Annotated in this window: 20 protein-coding genes; 9 read left to right on the top strand and 11 right to left on the bottom strand. The window is 64.9% G+C overall.

Annotation, left to right across the window (positions count from 1 at the left end):
- Positions 1 to 19: 19 nt before the first annotated feature.
- Positions 20 to 1,036, bottom strand: coding sequence for a polyprenyl synthetase family protein (locus NKI08_RS09690; protein ID WP_352540118.1), 1,017 nt, complete (start codon positions 1,034 to 1,036; stop codon positions 20 to 22).
- 426 nt (positions 1,037 to 1,462) lie between these two features.
- On the opposite strand from NKI08_RS09690, the gene NKI08_RS09685 reads away from it, so the two are divergent.
- From NKI08_RS09685 to moaB, 6 genes are all read left to right on the top strand, one after another.
- Positions 1,463 to 1,687: a putative signal transducing protein gene (locus tag NKI08_RS09685; RefSeq protein WP_023674082.1), complete on the top strand. Its 225-nt coding sequence runs from the start codon at positions 1,463 to 1,465 to the stop codon at positions 1,685 to 1,687.
- Complete coding sequence (locus NKI08_RS09680) at positions 1,687 to 2,487, top strand: tRNA1(Val) (adenine(37)-N6)-methyltransferase (protein ID WP_352681120.1); 801 nt, start codon at positions 1,687 to 1,689, stop codon at positions 2,485 to 2,487. Before NKI08_RS09685 ends, NKI08_RS09680 begins: the two co-directional genes overlap by 1 nt.
- Before the next feature lie 87 nt (positions 2,488 to 2,574).
- Positions 2,575 to 3,432, top strand: a complete 858-nt coding sequence (locus NKI08_RS09675) for a S49 family peptidase (RefSeq protein ID WP_352501988.1) — start codon at positions 2,575 to 2,577, stop codon at positions 3,430 to 3,432.
- A gap of 81 nt (positions 3,433 to 3,513) precedes the next feature.
- A complete protein-coding gene (locus NKI08_RS09670; RefSeq protein ID WP_023674078.1) occupies positions 3,514 to 3,699 on the top strand; it encodes a membrane protein in 186 nt (61 codons plus the stop codon).
- A 26-nt stretch (positions 3,700 to 3,725) separates the two neighbouring features.
- Positions 3,726 to 4,628 (top strand): 4-(cytidine 5'-diphospho)-2-C-methyl-D-erythritol kinase, encoded by a 903-nt coding sequence (locus NKI08_RS09665; RefSeq protein WP_352681215.1) that lies wholly within the window; start codon positions 3,726 to 3,728, stop codon positions 4,626 to 4,628.
- Positions 4,615 to 5,157, top strand: coding sequence for a molybdenum cofactor biosynthesis protein B (moaB, locus tag NKI08_RS09660; protein ID WP_352681118.1), 543 nt, complete (start codon positions 4,615 to 4,617; stop codon positions 5,155 to 5,157). The genes NKI08_RS09665 and moaB overlap by 14 nt, the downstream gene beginning before the upstream one ends.
- A 30-nt stretch (positions 5,158 to 5,187) precedes the next feature.
- Here moaB and NKI08_RS09655 read toward each other — a convergent pair whose 3' ends face one another.
- Positions 5,188 to 6,162: a phytanoyl-CoA dioxygenase family protein gene (locus tag NKI08_RS09655; RefSeq protein ID WP_352681116.1), complete on the bottom strand. Its 975-nt coding sequence runs from the start codon at positions 6,160 to 6,162 to the stop codon at positions 5,188 to 5,190.
- 188 nt (positions 6,163 to 6,350) lie between these two features.
- Positions 6,351 to 6,854 (bottom strand): glycosyltransferase, encoded by a 504-nt coding sequence (locus NKI08_RS09650; RefSeq protein WP_292664385.1) that lies wholly within the window; start codon positions 6,852 to 6,854, stop codon positions 6,351 to 6,353.
- Between the two features lie 151 nt (positions 6,855 to 7,005).
- Between NKI08_RS09650 and NKI08_RS09645 the strand changes: the two genes are divergently transcribed.
- Entirely contained in the window at positions 7,006 to 8,160 is a 1,155-nt protein-coding gene (locus tag NKI08_RS09645) for a PA0069 family radical SAM protein (RefSeq protein ID WP_352540123.1), read from the top strand.
- A gap of 167 nt (positions 8,161 to 8,327) precedes the next feature.
- Positions 8,328 to 9,023 (top strand): ribonuclease HII, encoded by a 696-nt coding sequence (gene rnhB / locus NKI08_RS09640; protein ID WP_352681114.1) that lies wholly within the window; start codon positions 8,328 to 8,330, stop codon positions 9,021 to 9,023.
- Between the two features lie 256 nt (positions 9,024 to 9,279).
- On the opposite strand, the gene NKI08_RS09635 is transcribed toward rnhB, so the two are convergent.
- The 7 genes from NKI08_RS09635 to NKI08_RS09605 all read right to left on the bottom strand — a co-directional run bounded on the left by NKI08_RS09635 (position 9,280) and on the right by NKI08_RS09605 (position 14,825).
- On the bottom strand, positions 9,280 to 9,771 hold the full coding sequence (locus NKI08_RS09635; RefSeq protein WP_023674071.1) for a F0F1 ATP synthase subunit B: 492 nt from the start codon (positions 9,769 to 9,771) through the stop codon (positions 9,280 to 9,282).
- A 10-nt stretch (positions 9,772 to 9,781) separates the two neighbouring features.
- Complete coding sequence (locus NKI08_RS09630; protein ID WP_352501992.1) at positions 9,782 to 10,357, bottom strand: F0F1 ATP synthase subunit B; 576 nt, start codon at positions 10,355 to 10,357, stop codon at positions 9,782 to 9,784.
- An 81-nt stretch (positions 10,358 to 10,438) separates the two neighbouring features.
- Positions 10,439 to 10,663, bottom strand: coding sequence for a F0F1 ATP synthase subunit C (locus tag NKI08_RS09625; protein WP_006206606.1), 225 nt, complete (start codon positions 10,661 to 10,663; stop codon positions 10,439 to 10,441).
- A 67-nt stretch (positions 10,664 to 10,730) separates the two neighbouring features.
- Positions 10,731 to 11,489 (bottom strand): F0F1 ATP synthase subunit A, encoded by a 759-nt coding sequence (locus NKI08_RS09620; RefSeq protein WP_352501993.1) that lies wholly within the window; start codon positions 11,487 to 11,489, stop codon positions 10,731 to 10,733.
- Positions 11,490 to 11,559: 70 nt separating this feature from the next.
- The gene (locus tag NKI08_RS09615; RefSeq protein ID WP_352501994.1) at positions 11,560 to 11,958 is read right to left on the bottom strand and encodes an AtpZ/AtpI family protein; all 399 of its coding nucleotides are present in this window, start codon (positions 11,956 to 11,958) and stop codon (positions 11,560 to 11,562) included.
- A 255-nt stretch (positions 11,959 to 12,213) separates the two neighbouring features.
- On the bottom strand, positions 12,214 to 13,398 hold the full coding sequence (locus tag NKI08_RS09610; RefSeq protein ID WP_352540125.1) for a cell wall hydrolase: 1,185 nt from the start codon (positions 13,396 to 13,398) through the stop codon (positions 12,214 to 12,216).
- A gap of 107 nt (positions 13,399 to 13,505) precedes the next feature.
- Positions 13,506 to 14,825, bottom strand: a complete 1,320-nt coding sequence (locus tag NKI08_RS09605; RefSeq protein ID WP_352681110.1) for an MFS transporter — start codon at positions 14,823 to 14,825, stop codon at positions 13,506 to 13,508.
- A 120-nt stretch (positions 14,826 to 14,945) separates the two neighbouring features.
- Here NKI08_RS09605 and NKI08_RS09600 point away from each other — a divergent pair, with 120 nt between their 5' ends.
- Complete coding sequence (locus NKI08_RS09600) at positions 14,946 to 15,863, top strand: LysR substrate-binding domain-containing protein (protein ID WP_352681108.1); 918 nt, start codon at positions 14,946 to 14,948, stop codon at positions 15,861 to 15,863.
- A 14-nt stretch (positions 15,864 to 15,877) separates the two neighbouring features.
- On the opposite strand, the gene der is transcribed toward NKI08_RS09600, so the two are convergent.
- Complete coding sequence (gene der, locus NKI08_RS09595; protein ID WP_352681106.1) at positions 15,878 to 17,311, bottom strand: ribosome biogenesis GTPase Der; 1,434 nt, start codon at positions 17,309 to 17,311, stop codon at positions 15,878 to 15,880.
- Positions 17,312 to 17,314: the final 3 nt, after the last annotated feature.

Raw genomic sequence — 17,314 nt, 5'->3', positions numbered from 1 at the left:
CCTCGCGCCGCGACGCCTGTCAATTCACCCGGCTGATGCAGAAATCGATGACGTCGATCAGTGCAGACTTCTGCGGCGTCGCCTCGAGCGGCGCCAGCGCGTCGCGGGCTATCTCGCCGAAATGGCGGGCGCGCCCGATGGTGTCGGCAATCGCCCCGTGGCGGAGCATCAGGCCGATGGCCTTTTCCAGCCCGGCATCGTCGGCGGCATTGTCCTCGATGGCGCGTTTCCAGAAGCTGCGCTCGGCCTTGGTGCCGCGCCGATAGGCGAGGATCACCGGCAGCGTCACCTTGCCCTCGCGGAAATCGTCGCCGACATTCTTGCCGAGATCCTTGCTGGTGCCGCCGTAATCCAGCGCGTCATCGATCAGCTGGAAGGCAAGGCCGAGATTCATGCCGTAGGAGCGAAGTGCCGCGCGATCATTGCGCGTCGCCTGGGCGATGACCGGGCCGACCTCGGCGGCAGCCGAGAACAGCGCCGCGGTCTTGGCCTTGATCACCGCGAAATGTTCGTCCTCGGTGGTCTCGAGGTTTTTGGCGGCGGCAAGCTGCATCACCTCGCCTTCGGCGATGATCGAAGCAGCGCTCGACAGGATATCGAGCGCTTCCAGCGAGCCGACATCGACCATCATCCGGAACGCCTGGCCGAGCAGGAAATCGCCGACCAGAACACTGGCCTGGTTGCCCCAGATCATACGCGCCGTCTTCTTGCCGCGCCGCATGCCGCTTTCGTCGACGACGTCGTCGTGGAGAAGTGTCGCGGTATGCATGAATTCGACCGATGTGGCGAGCTTGACATGGCCGTCGCCGGAATAGCCGAACATCTGGGCGGCGGCGAGCGTCAGCATCGGCCGCAGCCGTTTGCCGCCGGACGAGATCAGATGGTTGGCAATCTCCGGGATCATCTCGACATCGGAGCCGGCCTTCGACAGGATCAATTTGTTGACGCGCCCCATGTCGGCCGCGGTCAGGTCGATGAGGTCCTTTATCGAGGCGGCTTCGCGCTTCCCGTTTTCAATGTTGAGAACGACACCCACGGCAAAACTCCCAACCTCGATATGCACGACGGCAACATGGTCCCTGGACAGACTCTAGGGTGTCACCCACTGCTGCGGCAAGAGGCGAATTGGCGCGCCGGCTCTGGTACATGATCACGCCTACGTTTACATCAACGCCGCAAACTGCGAGTTTAGGGCCATGATCTATCGATATGATCGAAATGGTGTGAGGCCATCTGTCCGGATACGCGGAGCGAAGGCGCAGGAAGCCATTCGGCTTTCAAGTCCTTCGCGACAAAGTAGCCGGGCAGATGGACCACATCCTCCGGACGCCGAAACGGCTGCAAGCTGCGTCGTCGAACCGCTCGGCCGGGGGAAAGACCCCGACCTTCACGCTTCTCCTCGCATCTTCTTGCCGTTTCAGGCGCCATTTCGACCATATCGATAGATCATGGCCCTAATCCGATGATAGAGCTCATCCGCACCAACGACGCCGTCATCATTTCGTTTGTCGAATCGCTCATGCGCGATGCCGGCATCGGCTGTTTCGTCGCCGACCAGAACATGAGCGTCCTCGACGGCTCGATCGGCATCCTGCCCCGCCGTGTCATGGTGGACGCCGACAAGGCCGATGCGGCGCGGCGCATCCTGACGGATGCCGGCATCGCTAACGAGATCCGCCAAAAATAATGTCCGCGTCGCCCGCTGCCCTTGTCCCGGACATGCCGGCTCATACGGTCGATGCCTTTCATCGCGGTCGCTTCTGGCTGGTGCAGCCGAGAAAGGCGGGCCACCGCGCCGGCATGGATGCGATGATGCTGGCGGCTGCCGTGCCGTCCTCCTTCGCCGGGCGGCTTGCCGATTTTGGCGCGGGCGCTGGTGCGGCCGGCCTGGCGGTCCTGTCGCGCTGCCCCGGGGCCGCGGCCGTGCTCGTCGAGCGTTCCCCGGAAATGGCGGCCTTCGCCACCACCACGCTTGCCCACCCCGGCAATGCGCATCTCAGCGACCGCGCCTCGGTGCTCGTCGCCGATGTCGCGCTGTCGGGCCGGGCGCGAACGGCCGCCGGACTTGAGGACAACAGCTTCGATTTCGTCATCATGAACCCGCCGTTCAATGCCGCCGAGGATCGCGCGACGCCCGATCCGCTGAGAAAGGCCGCGCATGTCTCGGAGGACGGGCTGTTCGACAGCTGGATCCGCAGCGCGGCCGCGGTGGTCAGGCCGGGCGGCGGGCTGGCCGTCATCGCCCGGCCGGAACAGCTCGGCGCCATCCTCGATGCCATCGCCGGCCGCTTCGGCGATGCCGAGATGCTGGCCGTCCATCCTCGCCCCGAAGCGGCGGCGATCCGCATCGTCGTCCGGGCAGCACTCGGCGCACGCGGCAAACTGTCGATCCAACCACCGCTGATGCTGCATGCCTATTCAGGCAATGGCCCTTCGGAGCGGGCAGAGCTGATCAATAACGGGCTGGCGTCGCTTTTCGGAGACTGATCCATTCTGATTGCCGGGGTGACGGCATTGCCGTTGGCCGGCGAATTCCTACATGCGTCAAGCAAATCGACCGGAGACCGCCCCCTCGTGAAACGCCTTTTCAACCGCCTGCTGCCGAAATCCTGGCGCTCCGCCGTCGTCACCATTCCGGTCATCCGGCTGCACGGCACGATCATGCCCGGCGGCGGCCAGTTCCGGCCGAGCCTGTCGCTCGCTTCCACCGCCGGCCTTCTCGAAAAGCTGTTTTCCTTCGACGCGCCGGCGGTCGCCATCTCGATCAATTCGCCAGGCGGCTCGCCGGTGCAGTCGCGGCTGATCTTCAGGCGCATCCGCGACCTGGCGAGCGAGAAGAACAAGAAGGTCCTGGTTTTCGTCGAGGACGTGGCGGCATCGGGCGGCTACATGATCGCGGTCGCCGGCGACGAGATCTTTGCCGACCCGTCCTCCATCGTCGGCTCGATCGGCGTGGTGTCTGCCTCGTTCGGCTTTCCGGAGCTGTTGAAGAAGATCGGCATCGAGCGCCGCGTCCACACCGCCGGCCAGAACAAGGCGGTGCTCGACCCGTTCAAACCGGAAAAGAAGGAGGACGTCGAGCGCCTGAAGGCGCTGCAGCTGGAGGTCCACGAGACCTTCATCGACCTCGTCAAGGACAGGCGCGGCAGCAAGCTCAAGGACGATCCCGACCTGTTCACCGGCCTGTTCTGGACGGCCAAGAAGGGGCTTGAACTCGGGCTGGTCGATGCGCTCGGCGACATGCGCAGCGTGCTGAAGAGCCGGTTCGGGCCAAAAACCCAGCTCAAGCTGATCACCGCGCCGCGCGGCCTGTTCGGCCGCTTCGGCCTGTTCGGCTCGAGCTTTTCGGCGCCCGATATCGCCGCCGCCGCGGCAAGCGGCGTCATCGATGCGGCGGAAGAGCGCGCGCTGTGGGCGCGCTTCGGGCTTTGAAAAGCCGGTGAAAGCGTCTAGCATAAATCATCAACCGACCCGACCGGCGGCCTTGCCGGCCTTGCGAGGGAGGAGTTTGACATGCCGCAGATCATTTTCTTCGCCGTCGTCGGCATTGCCGCCTATTTCGGCTACCGCTCCTTCGTCAGGGAAGCCGAGCGTGTGACCGCCAAGGTGCGGCGTACCGAAAAGCAGGCCGCCAACGGTACAATGGGAACATTGGTCAAGGACCCGAAGACCGGCGAATACCGTCTGGCCAAGGATTGACCGTCGTCCCCCTCGCGGCCGAGCCAGTGAACGCCGAGGCCAGCATCCGCGCGTCGCATGCGCACGCCAAGATAAATCTCGCGCTGCACGTCACCGGCCAGCGCGCCGACGGCTATCACACGATCGAAAGCCTGGCTGTGTTCACGCGCTTCGGCGACCGCATCGAAACGGAGCTTGCCGACAGCGATGGGTTTTCCGTGTCCGGCAAATACGCCTCCGCGGTGCCGGTCGACGACAATAATCTGGTGGTGAGAGCGCGCGACGCACTGCGGCGCGAGGCCGGTCCCCAGCACGCACCGGCTGTCGCCATCAGGCTCGAAAAGAACCTGCCGGTCGCGTCCGGTGTCGGCGGCGGGTCGAGCGATGCGGCGGCTGTGCTGCGCGCCTTGGTCCAGACCTGGAGCCTCGACATCGGCGATGCCGAACTGGCGCGGATCGGCCTGTCGCTCGGCGCCGACGTGCCGATGTGCCTCGCAGCCAGACCGCTGATAGCCCGCGGCATCGGCGACGAGCTGACGCTCGTGCCGGGTTTCCCGGCGCTGGGTCTGGTGCTCGTCAATCCCGGCACTGCCGTCTCGACGGCCGACGTGTTCGAGGCGCTTGGCCGCCGCGACAATGCGGGGCTGCCGCCGCTGCCGCGCAGCCTCGACTTCCACAGCATCCGCAACTGGCTGGAGATCACCCGCAACGACCTCGAGCCTGCGGCGCGCGCAATCCAGCCCGCCATCGGCAAGGCGCTTTCCGTGCTCAACAAGGCCGGAGCCGGTTTTGCCAGGATGTCCGGTTCAGGCGCCACCTGCTTCGGGCTGTTCGAGACCGGCAATGTGGCCAAGCGCGCGGCCATCGATATCCGCGGCCGCCATCCCGACTGGTTTGTCGCGGCGACGCGAAGCGTGACATCGGAGGCTGACGCCCATGGCCAGGATTGACGAGAGCCGCCCCTTCGTTCCCGTGCGCATCGCGGTACTGACCGTTTCCGATACGCGCAGCCTCGCCGACGACAAATCCGGGCAGACGCTGGCCGACCGCATTGCCGAGGCCGGCCATGTCCTGGCCGCCCGCGACATCGTTACCGACGACCGCGACAAGATCCGCGACAGGGTCCTGGGCTGGTCGAAGGACGATGCGATCGATGTCGTCATCACCACCGGCGGCACCGGCTTCACCGGCCGCGACGTGACGCCGGAAGCGCTGGAGCCGATCTTCGAAAAGCGCATGGACGGCTTTTCCGAAGTGTTCCACCGCATCTCCTACGACAAGATCGGCACTTCGACGATCCAGAGCCGGGCAACCGGCGGCGTCGTCAATGCCACCTTCGTCTTCGTGCTGCCGGGCTCGCCCGGCGCCTGCAAGGACGCCTGGGACGGCATCTTGAAGCCGCAGCTCGACTATCGGCACATGCCCTGCAACTTCGTCGAGATCATGCCGCGGCTGGACGAGCATTTGCGGCGCGGCTGAGAACCGAGGTATCAGCCAAGCGACGTCGGTTTAGCGAATGACCGGCTCGCCGTGAAAACGCCGGCGCGACGGCGGCGAGACGCCAAAGCCGACTTCCATCATCAGTCGTGGCGTGCGCGTCGGCACGGTGCCCATATGGAAGCCGAACGGATCCTCGACAAAGCCGAGGCCGGCCGGCCCAGTCAGCGTGACCGGGCTCTGCTCGCCGTAGACGCCCAGCACCTCTTCCGCCGAATGGCCGACCAGCAGCGTCAGCTGATGCTTCAGGATGCGGCGGTTGTGGGAGCCGCGGACATAGACATGCGGCCCAGTGTCGGCGTCGACCGGCACCAGGTAGAAAAAGAACTTCAGCATGCGCCAGTCGTCGAGGTCGAAATGGTATTTGCCGAGCGAGGCCATGTTCTTGTCGGCGTCCGAGACGCCACCGGTCGGAAAGCTCCACCAGACGCGGGTCGTGATCAGCTTGGCCTGGCTGCCGAGATAGTGCGCTGCGATATCGAGAAGCAGCGGATCGCGCTGCACGGCGACCGCAGCGTTGCAGTCGAGGACCCGTTCGAAATAGTGACCGCTGAGCAGCGGGCGGCCGAAATGCTTTTCGGCATCGGCGTGTTTTTCGGGCAGGAATTCCAGCCGGCGGTCGAAATTGCCGAAGCATGGCGTGAGCTCGGCGAAGCGGGCGATCTCGTCATGGATGGCGACCGGCAGCATCAGGCCCGAACAGAGCCCCTCGGTGCGCAGCGCGCCGACGACGGCATCGCGGTCAACGCCGGCGAACATCGTTTCACCGACATTGCGCGCCGGCGGAACGGGCTTTGCACCGCGCCAGTGCAGGCGCCGCGCCGGCATGGTGCGGGCCAGCATGAACATCGGCAGCCATGCCGGATTCTCGCGAAGGTCGGAAAGATAGGTCGGGATGCGGGCGGCGATGCGGCGCAGCGTGCCGCCGTTTCGTGCGATCGCCTCGAGGCTTGCAGCGCCGGACTTGTCAGGGCTTGAAAGGGTCATCGGGGTCCTCGAAATGTCGATGGAACAGCATCGACGTTAGTCGTCGCCGCTCCGGCACACCCCAAACCCTATTCGCCCATATCGCCGGGAATGGTAACCCCCGGCCAGATTTTGTGCAACGCACAATAAACGACGACCCGCCAGAAAATGTGCTTGGGCGGAGTTCCCATAACCGGGACGGTAAGCCGTCACTTGCGCGGCGCGACCCAGATCTCGGCGTGGAGCCTCCTGGTCGCCAGGCCGCGGGCGATCGCTTCGGCGCTGCGGGCGTTCTTCGACAGCGCCGCGGCCTGACGCTTGCTGATCACCAAGCCTTCGGCGAGAGCGCGATTTCCGGCAAAGACGCGCGACAGGAACGGCGCGCGGCTGCCGCGTGCCCGCGAGAACCGCGCCGCCATGGTTTGCCTGGCGGTATGGGCGACGACCTCGTCGATCCAGCCCTCTCCCAGCCGCGCGCCCGGTTCCAGCAAGAGCAGCCAGTCGCCCTTGGCCTGCCTGATGCCGGCGGCGATGCCGCCGCTGACATAGTGGCAGCCGGCATGTTCGGCGACGCGGTGCGTCTGATCGGTCGAGCCGGTGTCGCAGACGAGAACGTCGCGCACCACGCCTTCGACCGCGCCGCCGATCAGCGAGGCGAGCGTGCGGGCAAGGCCCTCCTCGTCATTCAGGGTTTCGATCAGGACGCTGAGCATGTTTAGCCGAATAGCGGAAAGCGGTGGGCAGCGCCAGTTTTTGCGGCGCGCCGCGAGAAAGTTCTTGCTTTGTTCTCATCAATGCGATAGGAATACATTCATGAGCAGAGCGATTCGACAGCGGGCGGACAGTCCCTGGGAAAGGGCCAAAATGGAACAGATCGTGCGTGCCGATATTGCAGCCTTCGGCGCTGGCAGGGCCGAGATGGCGAATGCGATGATCGAGCAGAGCGGCATGCGCGTTCGTCCCGACCGCAATCGCGGCAGGTCGGCGGGCATCAATCCGTCCGGCCGTTTCGAGCCGGTCAGCCGACACGTGTTTGACGATGGCTGGAATTCGCTGGAGGAGCTGCCGCCGTTCAGGACCGAGGTACAGGTCGAGAAGCCGCGCACCATCATCACGCGCAACGAATCGCCCGACATCTCCTTCGACCGCTCGATCAATCCCTATCGCGGCTGCGAACATGGCTGCGTCTATTGTTTCGCGCGGCCGACGCACAGCTTCATGGGCCTGTCGCCGGGGCTGGATTTCGAATCGAAGCTGTTTGCCAAGCCGGATGCGGCGCGGCTGCTCGACAAGGAATTGTCCAGGGATAATTACCAGCCGCGCACCATCGCCATCGGCACCAATACCGATCCTTATCAGCCGATCGAGAAGCAATACCGGATCATGCGCGAGATCCTCGAAGTGCTGGAGGCGCGCGGGCATCCGGTCGGCATCGTCACCAAATCGGCGCTGGTGACCCGCGATATCGACATTCTGTCACGCATGGCCGAACGCGGGCTGGCCAAGGTGGCATTGTCGGTGACGACATTGGACAGGATGCTGGCCAGAACGATGGAGCCGCGAGCGTCGACGCCGACCAAGCGGCTGGAGGCGATCAGGCAGCTTTCGGATGCCGGCATTCCGGCCTCGGTGATGGTCGCGCCGATCATCCCCGGACTGACCGACCCGGAGATGGAGCGCATCCTCGATTCGGCGCAGGCAGCGGGCGCGCGCGAGGCCGGCTATGTGCTGCTGCGCCTGCCGCTGGAGGTCGCGCCGATCTTCAAGGACTGGCTGCTGCGCCACTATCCCGACCGCTATCGCCACGTCATGTCGCTGATCCGTTCGATGCGCGACGGCAAGGACTACGATTCGGAATGGGGCAAGCGCATGAAAGGCTCCGGTCCCTATGCCTGGCAGATCGGCCGGCGTTTCGAGATAGCTGCCAAACGGCTCGGCCTCAACGCCGAGCGGCGCTCGCTCAGGACCGACCAGTTCGTCCCCGCCGCCAAGGCTACCGAGCAGCTGATGCTGCTGTGACAAAGCGTCTCGCGCCAGCCGCTTGAAGCGGCCGCAGCAGGCGAAAAATCCCGTCCGGCCTGTCCTGTCCCCGGGCTTGCAGACGGTAGCCCCCTCCTGGTCCGGTGCCCCGCCCGACCCGGAGGGGACTTGCGGAGAATCGGAGCCGATGCGAACCTCGCCGCACCATGGCTCGCCCGCGTTCCGATTCTCCGCTTCTCTTCGAAATCGTCGAGAAACCCGACTTCTCGTTCGAGACGAGGGCGATGGCCGAAGGCCTTTGGCCGGTGGCGGGGATGGACGAGGCCGGCCGCGGCCCGCTCGCCGGGCCGGTGGTGGCGGCAGCGGTGGTGCTCGATCCCGCCAACATCCCCGACGGCCTCGACGATTCCAAGCGGCTGACGCATTTGCAGCGTGAGGCGCTGTTCCTGAAAATCCTCGGCTCCGCGCTCGCCGTATCGATGGCCTCGGTCAGCGCCGAAGGCATCGATGCCTCCAACATCCTCAAGGCCAGCCTGGAGGCGATGCGCCGTGCCGTGGCCGCCCTGTCAATCCGGCCGAAGCTGGCACTGGCCGACGGCCGCGACGTGCCGCCCGGGCTGCCCTGCGAGGGCAAAGCACTGATCAAGGGCGACCAGCGCTCGCAGTCGATCGCCGCAGCCTCGATCGTCGCCAAGGTGATGCGCGACCGCATGATGTGCGGCTGCGGCAGCCATCATGCGCGTTACGGCTTCGAACTGCATATGGGCTACGCCACTGTGCGCCATCGCACGGCGATCGATCTGCACGGGCCAGTGGCACGGCTGCACCGCGCCTCCTTCGCGCCGTTCCGGTTCGGCGGCACCGAGGTGCTGGAGGAAGAGGGTTTTTCGGATTTGGATTGACATTGCGAAGGCGGCTAGGCGCGGATCTCCTCCCTCGAGGGGAGATGGCCGGCAGGCCAGAGGGGGTCGCCTCGCGTGAAGCGCCAACGTTCTCTTTCGTTCCATAGGGCGTCGCGCCAGGACGTGCCGACCCCCTCTGTCGCCTTTGGCGACATCTCCCCCTCGAGGGGGGAGATTACGCGCTCAGTCGCTTTCGCCAACAAAAAAGCCGCCAGGTTTCCCGGGCGACTTTCGATGAATTTCTCGTCGAAGTCGCTTAATTCAGCTTCGACTTCAAATCCTGCAGCGAGGCGTTGAACAGGTCGGCGCCGGCCTTGGCGTCGATCTTGCCGGCCAGCAGCGCCCGCGCGGCTTCGACCGCGATGTCGACAGCGCTGGCACGCACTTCGCCGATCGCTTCGCGTTCGGCCTGGCCGATCTTCTGCTCGGCCAAGGCGGTGCGCCGGGCGACATAGTCCTCGGTCTTCTTGTGCGCCTCGGCGGCAAGCATGTCGGCTTCACGCTTGGCGGCGGCGACGATGGCCGCCGCCTCCTGCTCGGCTTCCTTGCGCTTGCGCTGGTATTGGCCAAGCAGCTGCTGGGCTTCTTCGCGCAACCGGCGCGCTTCCTCGAGCTCGGAGCTGATCTTGTCGGCACGCGCATCAAGCGCCTTGGCGATCATGCCCGGCACCTTGATGTAGATGGCGATGCCGAGGAAGATTACGAGGGCAACAGTTGCCCAAAGCGTCGCGAGAGATGTGGCGTCCATGATGCGCTCCTCACCCGGCCACGGATTTGACCGCGGCCGCGATTTCGGCCTTGCTGGCCTTGCCGCCGACAAGCGCCTCGACGATGGCCGAAGCAGTGTCCTCGGCGATCGTGCCGACTTCCTTCATGGCATTGGCCTTGATAGAAGATATACGCGCCTCGGCCTCGCCAAGCTTCTGGTCAAGCGCTGCCTCGATCGTCTTGCGGGCAGCCTCGGCTTCCGCCTTGGCCGCATCGTTGGCCTGCTGGCCGATCGCATTGGCCTTGCCCTTGGCTTCCGCCAATTCCTGCTCATAGGCGGCAACGGCGGCATCGGCCTCGCTTTTCAGCCGGGCAGCATGGTCGAGATCCTGGGTAATGCGGTCGTTGCGCACGTCGATGATGCCGCCAACGCGCGGCATCACCACCCGTTTCAAGAAGAGATAAAACAGCCCGAAGGTGATTGCCAGCCATAGAAGCTGCGAGGGGTACGTCGCCGGATTGAATGGCGGGAACGTGCCGTGCGCCTCGGCAGGCACGCCGGTGCTAGCGCTGCCGCCTTCGACGGCGGGCGCGGACTCTTGCGCAAAGGCAGATGTCACGAACATGGACTATCCCCGAAATTCAGGCCCGCCGCAGGATCGCGGCCGACCTGTTCAATTCTTCCCAATGTTCAGCCGAACAAGCATTCAGCCGAACAAAGCGAGAAGCGCGATGAGAAGCGAGAAAATACCCAGCGCTTCGGTCACGGCGAAGCCGAAGATCAGGCGGCCGAACTGGCCGTCGGCTGCCGACGGGTTGCGCAGCGCGCCCGCCAGATAGCTGCCGAAAATGTTGCCGAGGCCAATGCCCGCGCCGCCCATGCCGAGGCATGCGATGCCGGCACCGATGTACTTTGCTGCTTCTGCGTCCATTTGTTCAACTCCTTTGGATCTAAAATTCCGTTGCAAAATCGATCCGGCGGCAATGCCGGAAACCTTGTCAGTGCCCGGGATGCAGGGCGTCGTTGAGATACATGCAGGTCAGCACCGCAAAGACGTAGGCCTGCAGGAACGCGACCAGCAGCTCCAGCGCCGTCAGCGCCACGGCCATCGCCAGCGGCAGAACCGAACCAGCCACGCCGACCGCGCCGAGCGCGCTCAGGCTGACGACAAACCCCGAGAACACCTTCAGCGTGATGTGACCGGCGAGCATGTTGGCGAACAGACGAACCGACAGGCTGACCGGACGCGAGACGAAGGAAATCACCTCGATCAGCACCACCAGCGGCAGCAGGTAGACCGGCACGCCATGCGGGACGAACAGCTTCAGGAAGCCAAGGCCGTGCTTGGTGAAGCCGTAGACGAGGACCGTTCCGATCACCAGCGCAGCGAGGCCGAAAGTGACGATGATGTGGCTGGTGATGGTGAAGAAATACGGGAACAGGCCAAGCAGGTTGGCGACAAGCACGAACATAAACAGCGAGAACACGAAGGGGAAGAACTTCATGCCTTGCGTGCCCGCGGCGTCCCTCAGCATATTGCCGACAAATTCATAGGCCATTTCCGAGACCGACTGAAGGCGGCCCGGAACCAGGCTGCGGCTCGACGTACTGAGGTAGAGAAACGCCGATGCGACAGCGACCGTCGCAAGCATGAACAGAGCCGAATTGGTGAAGGACAGGTCGTAGCCGCCGATGTGAATCGGAATGATCGGATGGATCTGGAACTGGTGGATCGGATCGACCTTGTCAGCAGCCACTTTAAATCCCCATCAAAGCCGCAGACGGCTTCAGCATTCTGTTCAATGCGCCGGCATGCGGCGCCTCAATTCATTCTTTCGGATCGCGCGGTTTGTCGCCCGTTCCGAATTCCGACACAAGCCCGGCTGAACGCAGGACGTTGAGCACGCCGGCGACAAAACCCAGCAGCAGACCGACTATCAGACCCCATGGCGATGTCCCCGCCACGCGATCGATAAACCAGCCGAGAGCCGCACCGACCACTATCCCGGCGATGAACTCGCTGGACAGCTTGAGCGCCTGGCCGTACCCGGCCACACTGCCCGTTTTCGCGTCGTCTTTCCCCTCGAGCCGGTCCGGCCGCCTTGTCGCAAGTGATGCTTCAAGGTCGCGCCGGCGGCGCTCAAGATCGTCGTCGCGGATGTCGGCTTCATGCTGCTTGCCGCGGCCGGTTTTGCCGGTTCCGTCTGGCCCATTCTTGTCGGCCACGCAACCCCCCTGCCCGGTCAGACCGTCACCGTCCGTCCGCTTCTTAAAGTCGCCGGCAACATAGTTAGAGGGTCCGCGCCCGTCAAGCCACGGGCGGACGTTCAAGCTCAAGTATTTTTTCGTTATAAATCAGCCACTTGCTCGGGTGCGACATCGTGCCCGACGCGGTCTCTGGCGGGCTGCGGCCGAATCCCCGCGGCGATGCGTCTTCGATCGGCCGCTCTCGCGTGAAAGACGCAAGGGCTGCCCGAGCGCTCAGCTCCAGCCGCCACCATAGGTGCGGTAGAAGATGTGCAGGCCGATCCTGGTCATTTTCTGCATCGTCCGCGCCCAGCCCGGATGGACGTAGTTGGCGTAATAATGGGTCGACGAGCCGACTTCCGGAATGAAGATCTTGCCGGCTGTGACTGCCATGGCGACATCCTGGGCGGTCTTGTAGGCAGCGGGGTTGTCGATGCGCTTCTTCCTGCCGTCGCAGGCGAAGGAAAACTGGCAGCGGTTGAACCAGTTGTCGTTCTGGTAGACGACGCCGCAGATCGAGTTCGGATAGGCGGGGTTGCGGACGCGGTTGAGGATGACCTGGGCGACGGCGGCCTGGCCGCGCACGGATTCGCCGCGCGCTTCGAAATAGATGCCGTTGGCGAGACAGGCCTGCTCCGGCTTGGAAAAGACGCTCGCCGGCAGCGGCGTCTGCATCCAGGAATGATCGCCCTTGCTCAGCGGCGGAATGAAGCGGCCGTCGTTCGGGTCCTCGTCCTGCAGCAAGGCCTCGAAGGGCGACGCCTGTGCATAATCGGGAGCGGACGAGGCGTAGGCGGTCGCCAGCACGTCAGGATGATCATTGTTGACCAGCGCGGCAAGCATCGCCGGTACGCCGGAATCCGGCTTCTTGTCGATGCGCGTGTGGAAGGCGGCGGCGATCTGGATTTCCTTGCCTTTGATCTCGGGCTTGGCGAAGGCCATCCTCAGGCCGCTGTCCATGCTTGGGCGGAGCAGCGAAGAGGTGCGCTCGAAGATCGAGCCGGCGTTGAAGTTCTTCGGCGGCGAGACGGGCGAGACCTGGATGATGCGGCCCTTCTTGTCGGCGCGCGTGATGCGGTCCTCGTCCGGCGTCGTGCCGGCGATGCTGCCCTTGCCGCGAAACGAAACGGCGCCGATGCCGGGCAGTTGAACGCCGGAGCCGGAGAGCGAGCCGGTGCTGCTGGAATCGAGGAAGGGCATTTCGGCGGCGTGAACGGAGCCGGCGACGGATTTCTCGACATAGGCGTTCCAGCGGACGCTCGGCGCCTCCAGGCCGGAGACCAGGCTGGTCATGTCCTGATAGGCAGCGACCGTCGGAAAGCCGATCCAGATGCCAAGGCCAATAACGAGGGGAGACAGGAAGGAACGCTTTTTCTCACCGGCGGCGGCGACAAGCCGCGTCAAAACACGTCGATGCACGGAACTCTCCAGAAACGCAACGGACCCCACTGGAGAGCTACAATGATGCATTAACCTTGATGGGGCGTTAACAGCTTAGAACGTTGTTTTCCCATCTCGTGTCGAAGTCAGGCGCTTTTGCGGCCGTCGCTTGACGGAAGAAAGATCGGCCAGGCGATCAGCGCGCAAATAGCCGCACCCAGCCAGACGCCTGCCCACGAGCAGAGCACGAGAAGCCCGGGAATGGCGATCGGCACCAGGAAGAAGGCGATGAAGACCAGGCTGTTGGCGAGGCCGAGCGCCGTTCCGGCCTGGCTGGCGCCGGCCAGCGTCGCAAGCTCGGTGTAGGCAACGCCGTGCCAGGAGGAGACGCAGACGCCGGCCACGACCAGCATCGCAACGATCGCCGGCGACAGCATCGGCGCTTGGCCTGACAAGAATTGGCCCGAAAACAAGACGAGCGCCGCAAGCACGGTGAAGGCGGCCACGCTCAGCATGCTGCACAGACGCAGGAACGACCGGCGGTTGCCGTGACGGTCGGTGTAGCGGCCGCTCCAGACGCGCATGACCATGGCGCCGACCTGCACGGCAGCGAGGCTGGCGCTGATCACGGCTGTTCCCATGCCGGCGAAATCATGCAGGAACACGGAAGCAAAGGTGAGCACCGCCACCTGCGGAAAGCAAAGCAGGCCAATGGCTGTCGCGATGCGCCAGACGGCCGGGTTGCGCAGCGGCGCCGGGCCGGCCGGCTTTGCCGCGCTGCTCGAACGGGCGTCGTCATGCGCCGGCGGCTGATGCAGCCAGCGCCAGGCGAGCGAGGTCGAGACCGCGGAGGCAGCCGCCAGCAGTCCGAAGACCGCCGTGAAGCCATGGGCCGAAGCGAGCGACGGCAGCACCAGCGCGCCAAGCCCGCCGCCAAGCGGCACCGCCGTCTGCCTGATGCTCATGGCAAAGCCGCGCTCGCCTTCGCCGAACCAGGCCATGATGGCGCGGCCGCTGGAGCCGTTAACGCTGCCGCCGAGCAATCCGGTGACCAGCAGGGCAGCGGCGAGAAGCGCGATGCCGGGAATATGGGCCGGTGACGGCACGACCAGCGCGGCCATGACAAGCAGCCAGACCGCGGTTGCGCCGAGCCCCGTCAGCAGCACGCGGCGGTCGCCCCAGCGATCGGTCAGCAGCCCCCACGGCAATTCGCTCAGCGCCACACCCAGGCCGAGAAGACCAAGCGCCAGGCCGAGCTCGCCATTGGAGAGATGATAGCCCGAGCGCAGGAACACCGCCGTGGCCGGAATGCCGGAGAAGGTCGCGGAAAAGCAGGCATTGGCGGCGACGCCGATGCCCAGCACCTTCCAGCGATGATTGGCTCGAAGCACCGCCGCCTCTGACGGGGTGGTAACGGCGGCCGGGCGAAGCGGTTTGCATTCTGCTCGTGTGGCGACAGCGGACATGGTTCAGCTCCTGCATGGGTCGGCTGCATTCGGTCTTGACGCGCTCTCTCTACCGCCATAGCTTCGTACTGAATATCAGGAAGTTTTTGACGTAATGTCCCGAATATCAGGATTATTGGCATGCGACGCGTGACATTCGATCTCGACGTTCTGCGCAGCTTCGTTACCGGCATGGAGCTGGGCAGCTTCGCCAAGGCCGCCGACCGGCTCGGCCGCTCGACCTCGGCAATCAGTGCGCAATTGAAGAAGCTGGAGGAGCAGGCGGCGATGCCGATCTTCCGCAAATCTGGGCGTGGCCTGGCGCTGACGGACGCGGGCGAGACCATGCTCGGCTACGCGAGGCGGCTGATCGAGCTCAATGACGAGGCCGCCTCCGCCATCCACGATGTCGAGCTGGAGGGTTGGGTGCGGCTTGGGCTACAGGAGGATTTCGGCGAGGCCGTGCTGCCGGAGGTGCTCGGGCGCTTCGCCCGCGCCCATCCCAAGGTCAAGATCGAGGCCAGGATCGCACGCAGCCATGAGCTTGCCGAACGGATCATTTCGGGCAGCCTCGATATCGCGCTTGCCTGGCACAATGGCGCGACGCTGCCCTACAGCCGGCATGTCGCCGACGTCCAGATGCGCTGGATCGGCCCGGCAAAACAGATCGAGATCAGCCTGCGTGATGGCGAGGCGTTGCCGCTGGTGGCGCTCGAAGCGCCGTGCCTGCTGCGCAGCGTGGCGACCGAAACGCTCGACCGCGCCGGCCTGGCATGGCGGATGGCCTTCTCCAGCCCGAGCCTTGGCGGCATCTGGGCAGCCGTCGCCGCCGGGCTCGGACTGACGATCCGCACCGATATCGGCCTGCCGGCCACCGTCAGGGCGATGACGCCGGAGATCGCCGGGCTGCCCGCCTTGCCCAAGATGGCGCTGTTCCTGCACCGCAAGGAGGCCGAGCCCGACCCCGTGGCAGCGCGGCTCGGCGACATCCTGCTGCAGGCAGCGCTCGAAGCGTTGCCGCAGACGCAATCGGCGCCTGTCTTGCGCAAAGTGGCGTAAAGGAGAAGTGGCGCCTAGCGGCGCTTCTTTGCCTTGCCGGCGAAAGGATTGTCCGAGGTGCGCAAGGCGATGCGGATCGGCACGCCGGGCATGTCGAAAGCCTCGCGCAGGCTGTTCGAGAGATAGCGGACGTAGGATTGTGGCATCGCATCCGGCCGTGAGCAGGAGACGACGAAGCCCGGCGGCCGCGTCTTGGCCTGCGTGACATATTTGATCTTCAGCCGACGCCCGGCGACAGCGGGCGGCGGATGATGCGCCAGGATGCCTTCCAGCCAGCGGTTGAGCTTGCCGGTCGACACACGGCTGTTCCAAACTCGATGCGTCCGGATGACGGCATCCATCAGCTTGTCGAGGCCACGCCCGGTCTCGGCCGACACCGGCACCGCCTGCATGCCGCGCGCCTGCGGCAGCAGCCGCTCGGTTTTTTCGCGCAGCTCGGCCAGCAACTCCTGGGGATGATCGACAAGGTCCCATTTGTTGAAGGCGATCACCGGGGCACGGCCTTCGCGGATGATCAGGTCGGCGATCTGCAGATCCTGCTTCTCGAAGGGAATGGTGGCGTCGAACACGATGATGACGATCTCGGCAAAGCGGATGGCGCGCAAGCCGTCCTGCACCGACATCACTTCGAGCTTTTCGTGGATCCTGGCCTTGCGGCGCATGCCGGCGGTGTCGAACAATTTTAAGCGGCGGCCATGCCAGTCCCAGTCGACCGAGATGGAATCGCGAGTGATGCCGGCCTCAGGGCCGGTCAACAGCCGCTCCTCGCCGATCAGCGCGTTGATCAGCGTCGACTTGCCGGCGTTGGGGCGGCCGACGACGGCGATGCGCATCGGCTTGGTGTCGTCATAGCTCGGCTCGGCGTCCGGGTCGGTGATGTCCTCGCCGATCAGCACCTCGCTGGCGGCGACCTCATCCTCGCCGGCCTCTTCGTCCTCGCCGAAGGCGCGCGCCTCGCCAAGCGCTGCGATCACCGCGTCGCGCAAATCGGGCAGGCCCTGGCCGTGTTCGGCCGAGACCGGGATCGGTTCGCCAAGGCCGAGCTCCCAGGCCTCCAGCATGCCGCCCTGGGCGCCGCGCGCCTCGGCTTTGTTGGCGACGACGACAACCGGCTTGCCGGACTTGCGCACGATCTCGGCGAAGGTCTTGTCGTCGGGCATCAGCCCGGACTTGGCATCGATCGTGAAAAAGATCAGGTCGGCCTCGCGGATGGCGATCTCGGTCTGGGCGCGCATGCGGCCGGGCAGCGTCGAGGCAGCCGCATCCTCGAAGCCGGCGGTGTCGATGACGTCGAAATGCAGGTCGTAGAGCTTTGCGGCATGGACGCGGCGATCGCGAGTGACGCCGGGGGTATCATCGACAAGCGCCAGCTTCCTTCCCACCAGCCGATTGAAAAGGGTCGATTTGCCGACGTTAGGCCGGCCGATGATGGCGACTTTGAAGGTCATGGA

Origin of the sequence: Mesorhizobium sp. M0768, assembly GCF_040320195.1 — a bacterium.
In the GTDB taxonomy this organism is placed as follows: domain Bacteria; phylum Pseudomonadota; class Alphaproteobacteria; order Rhizobiales; family Rhizobiaceae; genus Mesorhizobium.
Note: the sequence above shows the minus strand (reverse complement) of the source record. Positions and strands in the feature narration are given on the sequence as shown.

Excerpts from the sequence above, each read along its gene's own strand:
- NKI08_RS09685 (WP_023674082.1), top strand. The coding sequence starts at position 1,463 with ATGATAGAGCTCATCCGCACCAACGACGCCGTCATCATTTCGTTTGTC.
- NKI08_RS09680 (WP_352681120.1), top strand. The coding sequence starts at position 1,687 with ATGTCCGCGTCGCCCGCTGCCCTTGTCCCGGACATGCCGGCTCATACG.
- NKI08_RS09670 (WP_023674078.1), top strand. The coding sequence starts at position 3,514 with ATGCCGCAGATCATTTTCTTCGCCGTCGTCGGCATTGCCGCCTATTTC.
- moaB (WP_352681118.1), top strand. The coding sequence starts at position 4,615 with ATGGCCAGGATTGACGAGAGCCGCCCCTTCGTTCCCGTGCGCATCGCG.
- NKI08_RS09655 (WP_352681116.1), bottom strand. The coding sequence starts at position 6,162 with ATGACCCTTTCAAGCCCTGACAAGTCCGGCGCTGCAAGCCTCGAGGCG.
- NKI08_RS09650 (WP_292664385.1), bottom strand. The coding sequence starts at position 6,854 with ATGCTCAGCGTCCTGATCGAAACCCTGAATGACGAGGAGGGCCTTGCC.
- NKI08_RS09645 (WP_352540123.1), top strand. The coding sequence starts at position 7,006 with ATGGAACAGATCGTGCGTGCCGATATTGCAGCCTTCGGCGCTGGCAGG.
- rnhB (WP_352681114.1), top strand. The coding sequence starts at position 8,328 with ATGGCTCGCCCGCGTTCCGATTCTCCGCTTCTCTTCGAAATCGTCGAG.
- NKI08_RS09635 (WP_023674071.1), bottom strand. The coding sequence starts at position 9,771 with ATGGACGCCACATCTCTCGCGACGCTTTGGGCAACTGTTGCCCTCGTA.
- NKI08_RS09630 (WP_352501992.1), bottom strand. The coding sequence starts at position 10,357 with ATGTTCGTGACATCTGCCTTTGCGCAAGAGTCCGCGCCCGCCGTCGAA.
- NKI08_RS09625 (WP_006206606.1), bottom strand. The coding sequence starts at position 10,663 with ATGGACGCAGAAGCAGCAAAGTACATCGGTGCCGGCATCGCATGCCTC.
- NKI08_RS09605 (WP_352681110.1), bottom strand. The coding sequence starts at position 14,825 with ATGTCCGCTGTCGCCACACGAGCAGAATGCAAACCGCTTCGCCCGGCC.
- NKI08_RS09600 (WP_352681108.1), top strand. The coding sequence starts at position 14,946 with ATGCGACGCGTGACATTCGATCTCGACGTTCTGCGCAGCTTCGTTACC.
- der (WP_352681106.1), bottom strand. The coding sequence starts at position 17,311 with ATGACCTTCAAAGTCGCCATCATCGGCCGGCCTAACGTCGGCAAATCG.